Source organism: Bradyrhizobium sp. AZCC 1577 (assembly GCF_036924575.1).
Lineage (GTDB): Bacteria > Pseudomonadota > Alphaproteobacteria > Rhizobiales > Xanthobacteraceae > Bradyrhizobium.
In genome coordinates this window covers 5,634,890-5,648,866 of the sequence record NZ_JAZHRQ010000001.1, presented here as the reverse complement: position 1 = coordinate 5,648,866, position 13,977 = coordinate 5,634,890, and the positions used below count along the sequence as shown (strand labels likewise).

The 13,977-nt window shown below is 61.1% G+C and carries 16 protein-coding genes; 10 read left to right on the top strand and 6 right to left on the bottom strand.

What is annotated here, in order from left to right; all coding sequences use genetic code 11:
- Positions 1–8 precede the first annotated feature (8 nt).
- The 9 genes from V1278_RS26905 to V1278_RS26865 all read left to right on the top strand — a co-directional run bounded on the left by V1278_RS26905 (position 9) and on the right by V1278_RS26865 (position 7,344).
- Positions 9–461 carry a c-type cytochrome gene (locus V1278_RS26905; protein WP_334368108.1) on the top strand — a complete coding sequence of 151 codons (453 nt, stop codon included), beginning with the start codon at positions 9–11 and terminating at the stop codon, positions 459–461.
- 109 nt (positions 462–570) lie between these two features.
- Positions 571–2,028 carry a cbb3-type cytochrome c oxidase subunit I gene (locus V1278_RS26900; protein WP_334368109.1) on the top strand — a complete coding sequence of 486 codons (1,458 nt, stop codon included), beginning with the start codon at positions 571–573 and terminating at the stop codon, positions 2,026–2,028.
- A complete protein-coding gene (locus V1278_RS26895; RefSeq protein ID WP_334382780.1) occupies positions 2,025–3,704 on the top strand; it encodes a cbb3-type cytochrome c oxidase subunit II in 1,680 nt (559 codons plus the stop codon). The genes V1278_RS26900 and V1278_RS26895 overlap by 4 nt, the downstream gene beginning before the upstream one ends.
- A 6-nt stretch (positions 3,705–3,710) precedes the next feature.
- Positions 3,711–3,902: a hypothetical protein gene (locus tag V1278_RS26890; protein WP_334368111.1), complete on the top strand. Its 192-nt coding sequence runs from the start codon at positions 3,711–3,713 to the stop codon at positions 3,900–3,902.
- Positions 3,862–4,071 (top strand): hypothetical protein, encoded by a 210-nt coding sequence (locus V1278_RS26885; protein WP_334368112.1) that lies wholly within the window; start codon positions 3,862–3,864, stop codon positions 4,069–4,071. Before V1278_RS26890 ends, V1278_RS26885 begins: the two co-directional genes overlap by 41 nt.
- A gap of 62 nt (positions 4,072–4,133) precedes the next feature.
- Entirely contained in the window at positions 4,134–4,256 is a 123-nt protein-coding gene (locus V1278_RS26880; RefSeq protein ID WP_334359519.1) for a hypothetical protein, read from the top strand.
- A gap of 14 nt (positions 4,257–4,270) precedes the next feature.
- A complete protein-coding gene (locus V1278_RS26875; protein WP_334359520.1) occupies positions 4,271–4,393 on the top strand; it encodes a hypothetical protein in 123 nt (40 codons plus the stop codon).
- Between the two features lie 57 nt (positions 4,394–4,450).
- Complete coding sequence (locus tag V1278_RS26870; RefSeq protein ID WP_334368113.1) at positions 4,451–5,176, top strand: sulfite exporter TauE/SafE family protein; 726 nt, start codon at positions 4,451–4,453, stop codon at positions 5,174–5,176.
- Positions 5,173–7,344 carry a heavy metal translocating P-type ATPase gene (locus tag V1278_RS26865; RefSeq protein WP_334382778.1) on the top strand — a complete coding sequence of 724 codons (2,172 nt, stop codon included), beginning with the start codon at positions 5,173–5,175 and terminating at the stop codon, positions 7,342–7,344. Before V1278_RS26870 ends, V1278_RS26865 begins: the two co-directional genes overlap by 4 nt.
- A gap of 17 nt (positions 7,345–7,361) precedes the next feature.
- On the opposite strand, the gene V1278_RS26860 is transcribed toward V1278_RS26865, so the two are convergent.
- The 5 genes from V1278_RS26860 to groL all read right to left on the bottom strand — a co-directional run bounded on the left by V1278_RS26860 (position 7,362) and on the right by groL (position 11,647).
- Positions 7,362–8,585 (bottom strand): NAD(P)/FAD-dependent oxidoreductase, encoded by a 1,224-nt coding sequence (locus V1278_RS26860; RefSeq protein ID WP_334382777.1) that lies wholly within the window; start codon positions 8,583–8,585, stop codon positions 7,362–7,364.
- A 41-nt stretch (positions 8,586–8,626) separates the two neighbouring features.
- Positions 8,627–8,944 (bottom strand): c-type cytochrome, encoded by a 318-nt coding sequence (locus V1278_RS26855; protein ID WP_334382776.1) that lies wholly within the window; start codon positions 8,942–8,944, stop codon positions 8,627–8,629.
- 89 nt (positions 8,945–9,033) lie between these two features.
- On the bottom strand, positions 9,034–9,360 hold the full coding sequence (gene soxZ / locus V1278_RS26850) for a thiosulfate oxidation carrier complex protein SoxZ (protein ID WP_334382774.1): 327 nt from the start codon (positions 9,358–9,360) through the stop codon (positions 9,034–9,036).
- A gap of 16 nt (positions 9,361–9,376) precedes the next feature.
- On the bottom strand, positions 9,377–9,724 hold the full coding sequence (locus V1278_RS26845) for a thiosulfate oxidation carrier protein SoxY (protein WP_334382773.1): 348 nt from the start codon (positions 9,722–9,724) through the stop codon (positions 9,377–9,379).
- 279 nt (positions 9,725–10,003) lie between these two features.
- Complete coding sequence (groL, locus tag V1278_RS26840) at positions 10,004–11,647, bottom strand: chaperonin GroEL (protein WP_334382771.1); 1,644 nt, start codon at positions 11,645–11,647, stop codon at positions 10,004–10,006.
- A gap of 232 nt (positions 11,648–11,879) precedes the next feature.
- Here groL and V1278_RS26835 point away from each other — a divergent pair, with 232 nt between their 5' ends.
- Positions 11,880–12,824, top strand: a complete 945-nt coding sequence (locus V1278_RS26835; RefSeq protein WP_334368120.1) for a LysR substrate-binding domain-containing protein — start codon at positions 11,880–11,882, stop codon at positions 12,822–12,824.
- 293 nt (positions 12,825–13,117) lie between these two features.
- On the opposite strand, the gene V1278_RS26830 is transcribed toward V1278_RS26835, so the two are convergent.
- On the bottom strand, positions 13,118–13,939 hold the full coding sequence (locus V1278_RS26830; protein WP_334382770.1) for a universal stress protein: 822 nt from the start codon (positions 13,937–13,939) through the stop codon (positions 13,118–13,120).
- Positions 13,940–13,977 lie beyond the last annotated feature (38 nt).

The window sequence follows — 13,977 nt, the reverse complement described above, 5'->3', positions numbered from 1 at the left end:
GAATGGTCATGACCGCGCCCATTACACGTTTCATTCTGTTCCGCGCCGTCCCGGCGGTGGCGCTTGCTGTTCTGGTCGGTCCTGCGACTGCACACAAGGACCCGGTGACGCCGCAGCTGCTGAACTCCTACAAGGAAGTGTTCATGGAGCAGGTCCGCAAGGGCGACCTGCTGTTTCACGGTGATGCAGCAACCGAGGAGGCGATGGGTGTGGTGTTGTCCAAAACTGGAATGGCATGCGCTATGTGCCATCCGATGACAGCCGATACCCACCCCGCCACGTTCCCGAAGTACCAAGCGCAGATGGCTAAGTTCGCGACGCTGCGCGACATGATCAATTGGTGCATCGAGAAGCCCAACCAGGGAGAAAAGATCGCCGATGACTCAGAAGCGATGAAGGCTTTGGAAGCGTACATCTACTGGTCGCAGAGCGGCTCGGTGTTAACCCCGGGCAAGTTCTGATTTCGATGCTGCGAAGCGGAGGCTTCTAGCGCGGGTCATTGCTGTCGAAGCTGCGTCTATCCGAGAACAGGAGAGAGCGCATTAACAGACAAGCAAGGGGGAATGCTCCATGGCGGAGGTGTTTCCTGCAGAGAGACTGCGCGGCAGGTTCAGCGGCGTCAACTTGGATGATCTGGTCGATTGGCGGGTGGTCCGAACCTGGCTTTATTTTGGCATGTTCTGGCTCCTCGTTACGCCTTCGATCGGCGTGGCGATCTCGGGTCTCTTCAACTATCCGGATTATCTTGGGACCAGTAATCTAGGGCTGACCTTTGGCCGGCTGCGGCCGGTTCATGTCAATGGTGTCATCTTCGGCGCCTTTTCCGCCCTCTTCATCGGCGAATGTCACTATCTGGTCCCGCGGCTCTGCGGCGTGCGGGTACCATGGGCACAATGGGGCGTACCGCTGGCATGGCTGTATAACATCAGCTTGGCGGCGGGGCTGATCTCGCTGCCTTTTGCGCAGAACCATGGTCTGGAGGCGGGCGAGCTCCCGCTCTTCGCCGAGATTCCCATCTTCATCGTCATCGCGGCGACGACGGCACAGTTCCTGCTTACCATCGCACAACGTCTCGAGGCGCCGCTCTATGTGGCGCTCTGGTATCTCATTGGGGCCTTCGTATGGACGACGATGAATCTCCTGTTGGGCAGCTTTATCCTCCCATACACGATTCCAGGCATTAACAGCGCTGCGTTCCACGGTCTCTATATCCATTACATTGTCGGACTATGGATCACGCCCGCAGGCTACGTGCTCATCTACTATTTCCTGCCGGTCAGTGTGCGCAATCCGCTCTATGCCCACCAATTGTCGCTGGTGGGCTTCTGGTCGCTCGCGCTGTTCTATCCCTTCGTCGGCATCCACCATTATCTGTATAGCCCGATCGCCGACTGGACCGAGACTCTCGCGATCATCACCTCCATGTTGCTGATCATTCCGGTTTGGACGGTGCTGGTGAACTTCTTCGGCACCGTGAAGGGGCGTTGGGATGGATTCGGGAAGAATCTCCCCGCGAAGTTCCTGATCATGGGCTCGCTGATGTATCTGGCGGGTTGCTTCCAGGGCTCGACCGAGGCGTTGCGCTCGATCCAGCAGCCCACCCATTTCACCGACTTTGTCATCTCACACTCGCACCTCACCGTTTTCGGCACGTTCGTGGTCTGGGCGATGGGCGGACTGATTTACGTGTGGCCGCGCGCGTTCAAACGCGAGCTTTGGTCATGGACCCTTGGCAACTGGTCGTTCTGGCTGATCACCGTCGGTATTTCCACCATGGGTCTGGTGCTGACCGCTGGAGGTCTGCAGCAAGGCTTCGAATGGATGAATGGCACCGAGTGGCTCGACACGGTGGTCCGGATGAAAGCCTATTGGCTGGTGCGTACCCTCAGCGGCATCACGATGGACCTCGGCATGTCCCTGCTCGTCTTCAATCTTATGATGACCGCGCTCAGTCGACCGGCCGAGGAAAGAGAGCCCATCGCAGCCCCAGGTGCAGCCCCGATTCCCGCTGGAGGGCCAGCTGAATGAGTGCGCGCTTTGTCGCTCTGGTAGCCGGGGTTTTCTTCTTCTTCCTCGCCGTGGTCACCCAGGGCATCCTACCCTTTATTGAGCCGACGGCGCGGACGACCGACGTGACCGCCGTGGTCCGCACCGATTTTGGTCAGCTCAAATGGATGGTGACCGATGCCACTGATTATACGCCGCTGCAGCAGCTCGGTCGCCAAGTGTATCTGCGCGAGGGGTGTTGGTACTGCCATTCGCAATACGTGCGTCCGGTGACCGGCGAGACGCGCCGTTGGGGTCCGGTCTCCGAAGCAGGCGAATACGCCTTCGATGTGCCTCACCTATGGGGCACCCGGCGTATTGGGCCGGATCTGACGCGGGTCGGGCTCAAGTTCAGCGACGAATGGCATCTCGCGCATTTCTGGAATCCGCGAATGCTCTCACCGGATTCGAATATGGCGCCTTTTCGGGGACTGTTCGACACATCGGCAGAACAGGTCAAGATTGTCGATGACGGAGCTGGTAATCGCAGCCTGGAACGAACGCCCGTTACTGAGAAGCTCTTCGCATTCGCAAGCAAGGAGCAGGTCAAGCTCACCCCGAACGCCGATGGTCTTCTGTTCGTGCCCATGGCGGCGCGCGGCAAGGCTCCGATCGTTTGGACACCGAACAAGGAATATACCGGCGACACCGTCAACATTGCTGCCGAGACAGAAGCGCTGCAGGGGCTCATCGCTTATCTTCAAAAACTTGGCATGAATCGCGGCAAGTGGCGGGACCTGTTTGAGCCGCAAAAGCTCGAAGTTACGGATGCTACGGTGCCGCGATCGAGCGAATGGATCGCCTACGGCAAAGAGGTCTATCAGCGGCGATGCCTCGGCTGCCACGGGGAGAGCGGCGACGGCAATGGACCGGCTGCAACCTTTATGTACAAGCAGCGCCCGCGAAGCTTCGCGGCGGCGGTTTTCAAGTTCAGGCTGACCAAGGAGCCGTTGCCAACCGACGGCGACCTTCTGCGCACCATTACACGCGGCATTCGGGGCACGGCGATGCCGGCCTGGCACGAGCTGCATATAATCGACCGCCTCGCCGTCATTCAGTACATCAAGTATGAACTGGCGGTCGACCGTTCAGACCCCGCAAAGCCCTATGCCTATTTCAAGGAAGAACCGCCAGGTCCTCCCCTGTATATCGGGCGGCCGCCTGTTCCGTCTGAGCAGATGCTCACTCGCGCCAAGGATGTGTGGCAGAGTGCAAAGTGTTGGGAGTGCCATGGTCAAACCGGGAAGGGTGATGGCGAAAAGGCTCCCGGGCTGAAGGACGATCTGGGCTTTCCAAGCCCGCCCGCGGACCTTACCGCCGGTCAATTCAAGTCGGGTCCTACCGTTGAGGACATCTTTCGCACTATGACGACCGGGTTGAGTGGCACGCCCATGCCATCCTACCGAGATCCGCTGTCGGAAGAGGACCGCTGGGCGCTCTCCTACTACGTGCTTGCGCTGTCGGCCTACAAGGATCCGCTGTCGGGTGAACCGCTCCCGATCGCCCCCAGTGATCGCAGGGCGCTCAACGATCCCGCGCTCGAGGCGGATACGCCGGACAAAGCCTACGTTCCAAGCAGCCGTACCGCGAGCCGCGCCCGCGTCCTTGCCGGCCGCAGCGGGAATGGTGCGGTCGAACAACGGGCCGCCAAGGAGTAAAGAGCGATGACCATCTATTTCGAGATCGTCGGCCCCTACATTGCAGCCTTGATGATGAGTCTCGGTGCGCTCTGCGTCTTCATTTGGGGCGTGCTCTCGGGCGCCTTCAGCGGCGCCAACGATGCATCCATCCGGTTCGTGCAGAGGGAGGTCGGCGATGACGGATCCGACGCGAACGCCAAGCACGAAGGCGAGTAACAGCTCGCCTGCCGAGAACGAGGAGATGGAGGAGTATGCCGGCGGCACTATTGAGTCTCGCCACGGCTACATTCCCATCTGGCTGCTGGTTGTCTATGCCGTCCTCTTCATCTGGGCGCTTTACTACCTCGTGGTCTATTGGGGTGGGCTGGGACCGGGACGCATCTAGCGATCGCGGCTCACGTGCAAGCTGGTGACTGACTGATTCCGATTCGAATAAAGGAGCGGGAATTGCCGGTTCAGAAGGAGCAGAAGGTGCTGGTAGCCAGGATCATTCTCGCCCTCGTGGCCTTGAACCTGCTGTTCCTGTTCACCGAGTTAGCCATAAACGTAGTCCGTGTCTATTTCGGCTGACCAGGAGGGCGCGCATGATCGAGAATCCGGTTTTTTCGCTCGCCGATGCGAGTGCGATCCAGATCATCGCGTTAGTCGGCTTCGCGATAGCCACGGTCGCCTTCTTCGTTTGGGTCGCCTATCTCGTGCGTGGGTAGCGGCGGCGGAGCGGTGCCGTCGCTGCACAAGCGTTGGACGGGCAGGGCAATCTGCCGATGAGCGCCTATCTCGTAATCTTCTTCGCAGGGTTCGCAGGTAGCTTTCACTGCATCGGTATGTGCGGCGGGTTCGCTTGTGCGCTGGGCCGCGATCCGCAGGGACGTGGCGCGACAGTTCTGCGCCATCTGCTGTACAATACCGGTCGATTGACGACCTACTGCTTTCTCGGCGGACTCGCGGGCGCCCTCGGTCAGGTCATATGCACGCCGCAGGGAACGACAGTCCCGCTACTGAGCGGTTCGCTTGACACCGGTCAGCGGATTCTCGCGATCCTCGCCGGACTGCTGATGATCGCCATGGCGCTGCAGTTCTTTGGCCTGCTGCCGCGCCTGCATCGCATCACGACCAACTCGGGTCTGGGTACCCTCGCGGCATCCCTGCGCAGCCTGTTGACGGCGCCGGGACACGCCGCCCCGCTTGCGTTTGGCGTATTCAACGGCTTCCTGCCTTGTCCGCTGGTTTACGCCTTTGCCGCCCAGGCGGCGAGCACGGCCGGAGTATTGTACGGCCTTCTTACCATGGCCGCGTTTGGGCTCGGGACCTTCCCCGCGTTGCTGCTGACGGGCGGCGTCGGCCGAGCACTTGCGCCGGCGTGGCGGCAACGTGGCGTGTGGCTGGCCGGCAGCTGCATTTTGCTGCTTGGTCTCGTCACCGTCGGCCGCGGTGTCCTGCCTTTCGCCGCGCACTTCGCGCATGGTTGGCTAGGAGGATATCCCGCATGACGGCACATAACCGTGCGCTGTGCAGCCATTGCCTGTTACCCATCGGGCGGCGGGCGATGCGGCGCACGGTGAACGGTGAGGCTTGCGCATTCTGCTGCTACGGCTGCTGTATCGCCTACCAGGTCAAGAACGGCCAAAACGAGGAGTGGGAGGCCGCCTGGCTGCTGATTCGGCTCGGTGTCGGCGGCTTTCTCTCCATGAACATCATGCTGTTCAGCCTGCTCCTGTACAGTGACGCCTTCAGCGGCGCGGATGCCGAGATGCTTCCCTGGATTCATCTTCTGCTCTGGCTGTTCGCAACACCCGCGGTAATCATTCTCGGCGGACCGTTTCTCCGCGAGGCGTGGCTCCACGGCATGGACGGGCGCCTGACCTCCTCGGCGTTGATCGTCCTCGGCGTCGGCGCCGCCTATCTCTATTCCGCCTTCGCCGTCATCGAGCGCGCCCCCAATGTCTATTTCGACACCGCAAGCATGGTGCTGATGCTGTTCACCGTGGGCTACTATCTCGATGCCGTCGCGCGCGCACGGGCGGCGCGTGACCTGCAGCCGCTATTGGCGGCGGAGAGCGAGTGGGCAACCGTCGTTGATGGCGACGGAGAGTATCGCCGGCCGGTGCGCGAGGTCGGCGCCGGTACGTTGGTGCGGATTCGGCCGGGGGAGCGCATCCCCGTCGATGGCGTGGTCAAAGAGGGCGAATCGCACACCGACGAGGCCCTGATTACAGGCGAAAGCCGGCAGATCACCAAGGACGTCGGATCGCAAGTGATCGCCGGTAGTCTCAATCTTGACGGCCCGCTCCTCATCGAAAGCAGCGGCGCGGCAAATGCGACGCGCTGGGCGCAGATCTGTCGATCGGTGCGCGATGCGCTCACCTGCCGCAGCCCAACCCAGCGCCTTGCCGACAGCATCGTCGCCGTATTCGTACCGATCATTCTCATGCTGGGGGTTGGAGCGTCGGCGTACTGGGCACAGCGCCTGGCGTTTGACCGCGCCTTGTTGATCGGCCTCGCGGTACTGGTGGTGGCCTGTCCGTGCGCGGTGGGACTGGCGGCACCGATGGCCACGTCGCTGGGTATCGGACGACTGGCCCGCCGCGGCTGCATCGTGCGCGACCCTGCCGCGCTCGAGGCGCTTGCGCGCCTGCGGCTGATCGCCTTCGATAAGACCGGCACGCTCACGTCGGGCAAGGCGCGCGTTGTCGCCATTGAAACCGACGGCACCAGCGCCGACGTCGCGCTCGCGCATGCCGCGGGGCTGGAACGCCATTCCGAGCACGGCCTGGCCCGCGCCGTCGTCGCCGCCGCTGCGGCGCGTGGACTCGAGCCGATGGTCAGCCGCGACGTTCGGGTCGTGCCGGGACGCGGCATCCGCGGCAACTCGGACGGGCAGACCGTGGCGGCCGGCAGCGCGATCTTGATGCGGGAGTTGGGTTGGCCGCTGGCCTGCGGTCTGGCCGAGCGCGGGCGATTGCGCGAAGCGACTGGCCACTCGGTGATCTATGTCGGCTGGGGCGAGCGGGTGCGTGCCGTGCTCTCGCTCGACGATACGCCGATCCCAGAGGCGCGCGCGACGGTCGAAGCTTTGCGTCGCCGCAAGGTGCTCGCGATACTGTTGACCGGCGATCTTCCGGTGGCCGCGCAGCGAATTGCCGCAGCAGTCGGGATCGAGAGCGACGATATCGAGGCGGGCCTACTGCCCGCTGCCAAGTGCGCGGCGCTGGAACGGCGACGGCGAAACCATGGCATGGTCGCGATGGTCGGTGATGGCCTTAATGACGCGCCGGTGTTGGCCGGAGCCGATGTGGGGATTGCCGTTGGTTCGGCGACGGACCTCGCCCGCGAGGCCGCCGCGGTCGTGCTTCCTCCGCGAGGGCTATGGATGCTGCCGTGGGTGATCGACGTCGCTCGCGCCGTTCGCGCGACTATACTCACCAACCTGGCGTGGGCGTTCGGTTATAATCTCATCGCCGTGGGTCTGGCGATGGCCGGATTACTCCTGCCGGTGTGGGCAGCGGCAGTGATGGCAGGCTCAAGCATTGTCGTCGTACTGAATTCGCTGCGGCTGGAGCGGCTGCCTGAACCAGCTCCATTCGCCGCGGCGGAGAGCGCTCCTCCACCTCGCAGCACCGCCGTTCCGGTCAATAGTGAAGTTCTCCAAGCGGGTTGACACTTCGGAAGCGGGAGCTAGCCGAACGTGTCGCGCGTAAAGGCAGCGTACCAGCTTTGCGCCTCGCGTGCGGTCCGGTGGCGGGTTTCGACGCTTTCCTGCACCTGGCTGACGAAGTTGTCGATGATCTTGATCGTTCCGGCCGCGGGCTTGAAGCTGACAGCATTGCTCACCGCGTCGTCGCGACTAAGAAAAGTATAGCAAGTGTTGAACAAATGAGGCGGTTGGCGCTCGGACGTGGTCAGCGCCGCGGTGATGGCAAACGCGCAAGCCTTGGCCTGGCTATTCGCAACAAACGCCGATTTCGGCATGTCGCCGGCACTGCTCGCATCGCCCACCACATGGATTCCCGGCTGTAGCTTCGATTCGAACGTTATGGGATCGATCGGGCACCAGCCAGATTGATCCACGAGGCCGTTTTGCTGCGCGAACTGGCCGGCCATTTGCGGGGGTATGATATTTGCGACCGCGGCCTTGAATGTCTCGCTCGCAGTCTTGACGGATCGCTCCTTCACGTCGATGGCCTTTATTCCACCGGTGAATTGGGCAGGCAGCCATTCGATCATACCCCGATAGTGTCGCTCCCAGGCATCCAGAAATAGATCCTGTGAATTGAAGCTATCTTTCGCATCGAGGATCAGGATCCTCGAGCGCGGTTTATGTTGTTTGAAATAATAAGCAACCAGAGAGGCACGTTCATATGGGGCGGGCGGGCAGCGAAACGGGTTAGGGGGCGCAACGAGCACGAAGACGCCGCCGTCCTCCATGTTTTCGAGTTGCCGTCTCAGAAGCTGCGTCTGTGGGCCTGCGTTCCAGGCGTGCGGGATGATCTGCGTTGCTGCCTCGTCATATCCTGCGAGGGCCTCGTAGTTGAAAGCGATGCCGGGGGCAACGACGACGCGGTCGTAAGGCAATTTTGGACCATTCTTGAGCCCGACGGTTTTTCCGACCGGATCAACCGCTGTCACGGAGTCATGAATGACATTGATGCCGTATCGTTGCGCGAGCGTCTCATAGCCATGCGTAAGCGACTCGAGCGAGCATAGCCCTGCGAGATAAAGGTTGCTGAAAAAGCAGGTGGTATAGCGCGGCTTTGGCTCAACCAGCGTGACCTCGATGGTTCGTGCGCTGGCAGCCAAGTACTTGGCGGCCGTGGCACCGCCGATGCCGCCACCGACGACGACAACCTTTGCCTTGGCCTCACCTGCAGCTAATCGAGGACCGAGCCCTGCGAGGACCATTGCTCCCGTCAAGCAGCCGAACTCTCGACGCGTCCGGGACTTCATGGCCTAACCTGCCTGCTCAGCGCTACGAGATAGCGCGCCACGGTTGCGATTTCTTCATCACTGAGCGACAGGGCGATGGCGCGCATGATATGGCTCGGGCGCTCACGCGATCTGTACGAAAGCATTGCGCGGGTGAGCAACTCCGGACTCATGCCGAGGATCGTCGGAATACCATCATCGCCGCCATCCAGACGATGGCAGGACGCGCACATCGCTGCGAGTTGGGCTCCACCATCGCGATCTACCGCCAGGCTGGGATCGGCGAAAGCAAAGAACGTACCTACAGCAATGGAAGCGGCGATGATTTTGCACATGCTGAGACCGGCTCCACCCCCGTGTCTGCGATCGCCGATACCTTTGTTCATGGCGTGAAAAGGAGCATGGCAACATCACTACAACACCATTAGGCGACAGTGAGCTGGTGCTCCAATACATAGATGCCGCCGCCATCCTCTTCCCAAACGAACTCGAGCCGGCCGCTGTCCGTCGCGCGCAAGTAGAATTCGATAAACGGATTCGCCGCCATGGCTTCATGGAGATCGACGCTGAACACCACGACGCCATTGTGGCGACAGATGAACCTGTTGACGATCATGCGCGGGATGGCGTTGCCCCGGTCATCGTGCCGCAGCCCGGTCTCCATCGGATGGCTGATCAGGGTCTTGACCGGAAACACTTCACCGTTCGCGGCGGTGCTTGGCACTTGCACACGGGGCGCCGAAGTGAACATTCCGCACCTCCTTCCGTCACTTGCATCCGTTGGTGGCGACCTCGACCCAGGTTTCGGTCATCAGCAACGTACCGTCGTTCATCTCCGCCACCGCCAGGACGTATTGCGGTTCGGCGAGGCGAATACGCGTCGATACGCGGGGCTCGCTGCGTTGCGGGAGGAAATGAAAGGTGGCGACCTGAATTAGCGGGTTTCGTGGCGCCAGCACAGAAACGTGCCTGACGTGATCGGCTTCCGTCATGGGACTATCGATCGCGAGCGTAAGCGGCACCGTGTATCCATTCGGAAAGGTCCGCGGCATCACCAGATGCAGACGATCGGATGCGGTCGGGGTTTTTCCGGTCAGTTGCTTGACGAGATCCACCGCGTAATCGTTCGGGGGCGGTGATAAGGCGCGAGCGGCGCTTGCAAAGCCGGTGCTCCCCGCAACGGCGGCGGTCAAGACGGTTCGGCGCGTAACGCCAAGTGGTTTTGTCTTCAACGCGAGATCCTCGCTACCGACAGGCGGAACTCTCCAAGCGGGCGCTCGATATTTCTAACGTTAAAATCTTACCATGGGTGCTCTCACAAGACGACTCCTCCTCGCTGGGGCTGCGACCGTAGGCGCGGCCGAAGGGGGGCCGTGTGCGCGATCGCGATCGGCTCAGAATTCCATGTCGCCGCGATGGCGGTCGTGGTCATGGCCCGGCAAAGGTGGAGGCGGCGGCGTCGGCAACTCGGCAACCATGGCCTCAGTGGTGATGATTAGGCCGGCGACCGAGACCGCGTCCTGCAGCGCGGTGCGCACCACCTTGGTTGGATCGATGATGCCCTTGGAGACTAGGTCGCCGTACTCGCAGGTCTGGGCATCATAACCCCAGTTGTACTGCTCCTTCTCCAGGATCTTGCCGATCACGACCGAGGCGTCATCGCCGGCGTTCAGTGCTATCTGGCGCGCCGGCCAGCTGATTGCCTTCCTGACGATGTCAACGCCGTGCTTCTGGTCCTCGTTGGCTGGCTTCACCCGGGCGAGCACCTTGGCGGCGCGCAGCAGCGCGACGCCGCCACCCGGCAAAATGCCTTCTTCGACCGCGGCACGGGTCGCATGCATCGCGTCGTCGACACGATCCTTGCGCTCCCTCGCGTCGATCTCGGTGGCTCCCCCGACATGGATCACCGCCACGCCGCCGGCCAGCTTGGCAAGCCGCTCCTCTAGCTTCTCGCGGTCATAGTCGGAGGTGGTCTCCGCGATCTGCTGCTTGATCTGGTTGATGCGGGCCTCGATGTCCGCCTTCTTGCCGGCGCCGCCGACGATCGTGGTGCTCTCCTTGTCGATCATTGCCGTTCTGGCGCGGCCGAGCATGTCGAGCGTGGCGTTCTCAAGCTTCATGCCGAGATCTTCCAAGATCGCGGTGCCACCGGTAAGGATGGCGACGTCTTGCAGCATCGCCTTGCGGCGATCGCCAAAGCCGGGCGCTTTCACCGCCGCGACCTTGAGGCCGCCGCGCAGCTTGTTGACCACGAGGGTCGCGAGTGCTTCGCCTTCGACCTCCTCGGCGATAATGAGCAGCGGCTTACCCGTCTGCGCCAGGGCTTCCAACAGTGGCAGCAGTTCCCGCAAGTCCGAGAGCTTCTTCTCATATGCGAGGACGTAGGGATTCTCCATCTCCACACGCATCTTGTCGGCATTGGTGATGAAGTAGGGCGAGAGATAACCCCGATCGAACTGCATGCCCTCGACTACGTCGAGCTCGGTCTCAAGCGACTTCGCTTCTTCGGCCGTGATCACGCCCTCATTGCCTACCTTTTTCATGGCCTCGGCGAGCAACCCGCCGATTTCTGCATCGCCATTGGCGGAGATGGTGCCGATCTGCGCGATCTCGTCGTTGGAGGTGATCTTCTTCGAGTTCTTCTTGAGATCCTCGACGACAGCCTCGGCCGCAAGGTCGATGCCGCGCTTCAAATCCATCGGATTCATGCCGGCGGCGACTGCCTTGGTGCCTTCGCGAACGAGGGAAGCCGCAAGTACGATTGCAGTGGTTGTGCCGTCACCGGCGACATAAGAGGTCTTGCTCGCGACCTCGCGCACGAGGCGCGCCCCCATGTTCTCGAACTTGTTCTCGAGCTCGATATCTCCGGCGACCGTCACACCGTCCTTGGTAATGCGGGGTGCGCCAAACGACTTTTCCATTACCACGTTGCGGCCCTTGGGCCCGAGCGTCACCTGCACCGCGTTGGCGAGAATGTTGACACCGCGCAGCATGCTTTCACGCGCCCTGCCGGAAAATGCGATTTGCTTCCCTACCATGGATGGTTCCCGATTTGATCAGGTGACCTCGCGGGCGCCGCGGGCGTATAAGTCCGAATTTGCGGTCCTCCCTTTTTGCTTGTCCGTACGACAGAGACTCGGAGCGTGCACGTGCGGCGCGCTTGCGCTGGTGATTTCAACCCACACGATTTCAGGCCGTCTAATGTTTTAAGCTAGCGGCCAAAAAGCCAATCAAATTGCTTTGCCGCGGCATTAAGAATATCTTATCGGGGTGATCACGACCCGGCAGCTATGTTATCTTGATGCGCTTGCCCGTCATCAGCATTTCGGACGAGCCGCGGCGGAGTGTTGTGTCAGCCAGCCCGCTCTTTCAATGCAGATCCACGAACTGGAAGGGCTTCTCGGCATAGAGTTGATCGAGCGGCGCCCGGGCGCGCCGATGTTCACCGAACTTGGCATCGAGATTGCGCAACGCGCCGGAGTGATCCTTGGTGCAGTGCGCGATCTGACAGACCTGGCTCAACACAGAGCCAAGGTGCTGAGCGGAACGTTGCGCCTTGGCGTCATCCCGACGCTGGCGCCGTATATATTGCCGCGGTTGCTGCCGCAACTGGAGCTCGGGTATCCCGACCTGCGCCTTGATTTGGTGGAAGCACAGACTAAGGTGCTGCTCGCTGATCTCGAGCGTGGCGCTCTCGAAGTATTGTTGTTGGCGTTGCCGCTCAAGGCGGCCGCGGTTGAAGTTTTCCATCTCATGAGAGACCGCTTCCTCTTTGCTGTACCCGCCCACGACCCTCTTCCGGAAACGGCGCGCGTGACGCCCGGCGACGTGAAGAAGCGTAAGCTCATTCTGCTGGAAGAAGGCCATTGTCTGCGGGATCAGGCGCTCGACTATTGTGCCAAGGGGCGTTGGACCGTGGCCTCGAGCCTCAGTGCAACGAGCCTTGCAACGGTCATGCAAATGGTGGCAAGCGGATACGGCGCCACGCTAGTTCCGGAAGTCGCGGCCGATGCCGAGTTGCGGGACGACCGAGTGAAGCTCCTCCGTTTTGTCGAACCGCAACCCGGCCGTAGTATCGGGCTGGCGTGGCGCCGGACGTCTCCACGCAAGGTCGATTTCCTGGCGCTTGGTCAGATGGTGAAGAACGCGCTGAAGGCACCCGCCTGGCCGCAATGTATCCGCCACGAACGCACCGCTCGACGAACGGAAATCTAGTGGTGCTGATTTAACCAATGGGGGGCGTTCGAGACTCTGGCAGCTTACGAAGATGCAAAACTGCAAGATGCGCAAGGGCATCGTGGTCTGGTGAAGGCTACGACTGCGGATCGCAAGCGGGCGTCGCGATGTAGCGCTCCACCGTCTCGAACCCCCAGCTTAAACGCGGATATCTGCGCCGTGATGGTTACGCGTCATAAGTCGATTTTGCACGCGCGATGTCGATATCACGAGGTTGGGCGTTGTTTGCTGAAGCTAGCTCAAACTTACTCATGATGGGTTGGAATATCCGATCAGTGCGACATCAATGTGGGTTTGGTCATCGAGGCAAGCATACCACGTGTCGTTCCGCCAAGAATAAACTCCCGCAGCCGGGAATGCCCGTACCCGCCCATGACGATGAGGTCGGCACCTGTATCGGCTGCATATGACAGGATTGCATTGGAAACATCGATCTTGCTGACGGGAATGCGCTCAATCGTGGCGTTTACTCCGTGACGGGTCAAGTGGGTCGCGATGTCCGCACCCGGACGGTCTGCGCTTTTGGCGCTCTGGGTGTCCGCAACAACAATACTCGTCGTGCCCGATCGGGTAAGAAACGGCATGGCATCGGCGACCGCTCGGGCGGCTGCCCGGCTGCCATCCCAGCACACCATGATATGATCGAGTTTGAGGCGATCCTTCTGAATAAAAGGTACGATGAGCACCGGTCTTCCGGATTCGAACAGCGCTGCCTCAAGGACGATATTCGTGGCTCGATGATCCCGGTCCCCTTCAAATTGGCCAATGACGGAAAGATCGAGTCGTCTTGCGATATGCGCAAACTGGGTTGGTACGTCGCCGACGTCAGCTTGAATTCTGCGCGTTTCAGCTGAAACGCCGGCGCGACGCGTCGCCTCGTCAAACGCGGTGGCCACGGACTCTGCGCGTTCTTGAGCTTCAGCTTGCTGGGCTCGAATAAAGTTAGCCGACAGGTCAACGCCACCGACCACTGCCGGATAGAAGGCGGTCCCCATGATGTGTGCGCCGAATGTTTCCGCAACCGATAAGGCGTAGTTGGAAACGCCATCTTGCGATGCCCCGTAAGACAGGTTGACAAGAATATCCTTGATCATGCGTCTGCCTCCAGTTAGGTGATCGCCTCCCTTTCTGT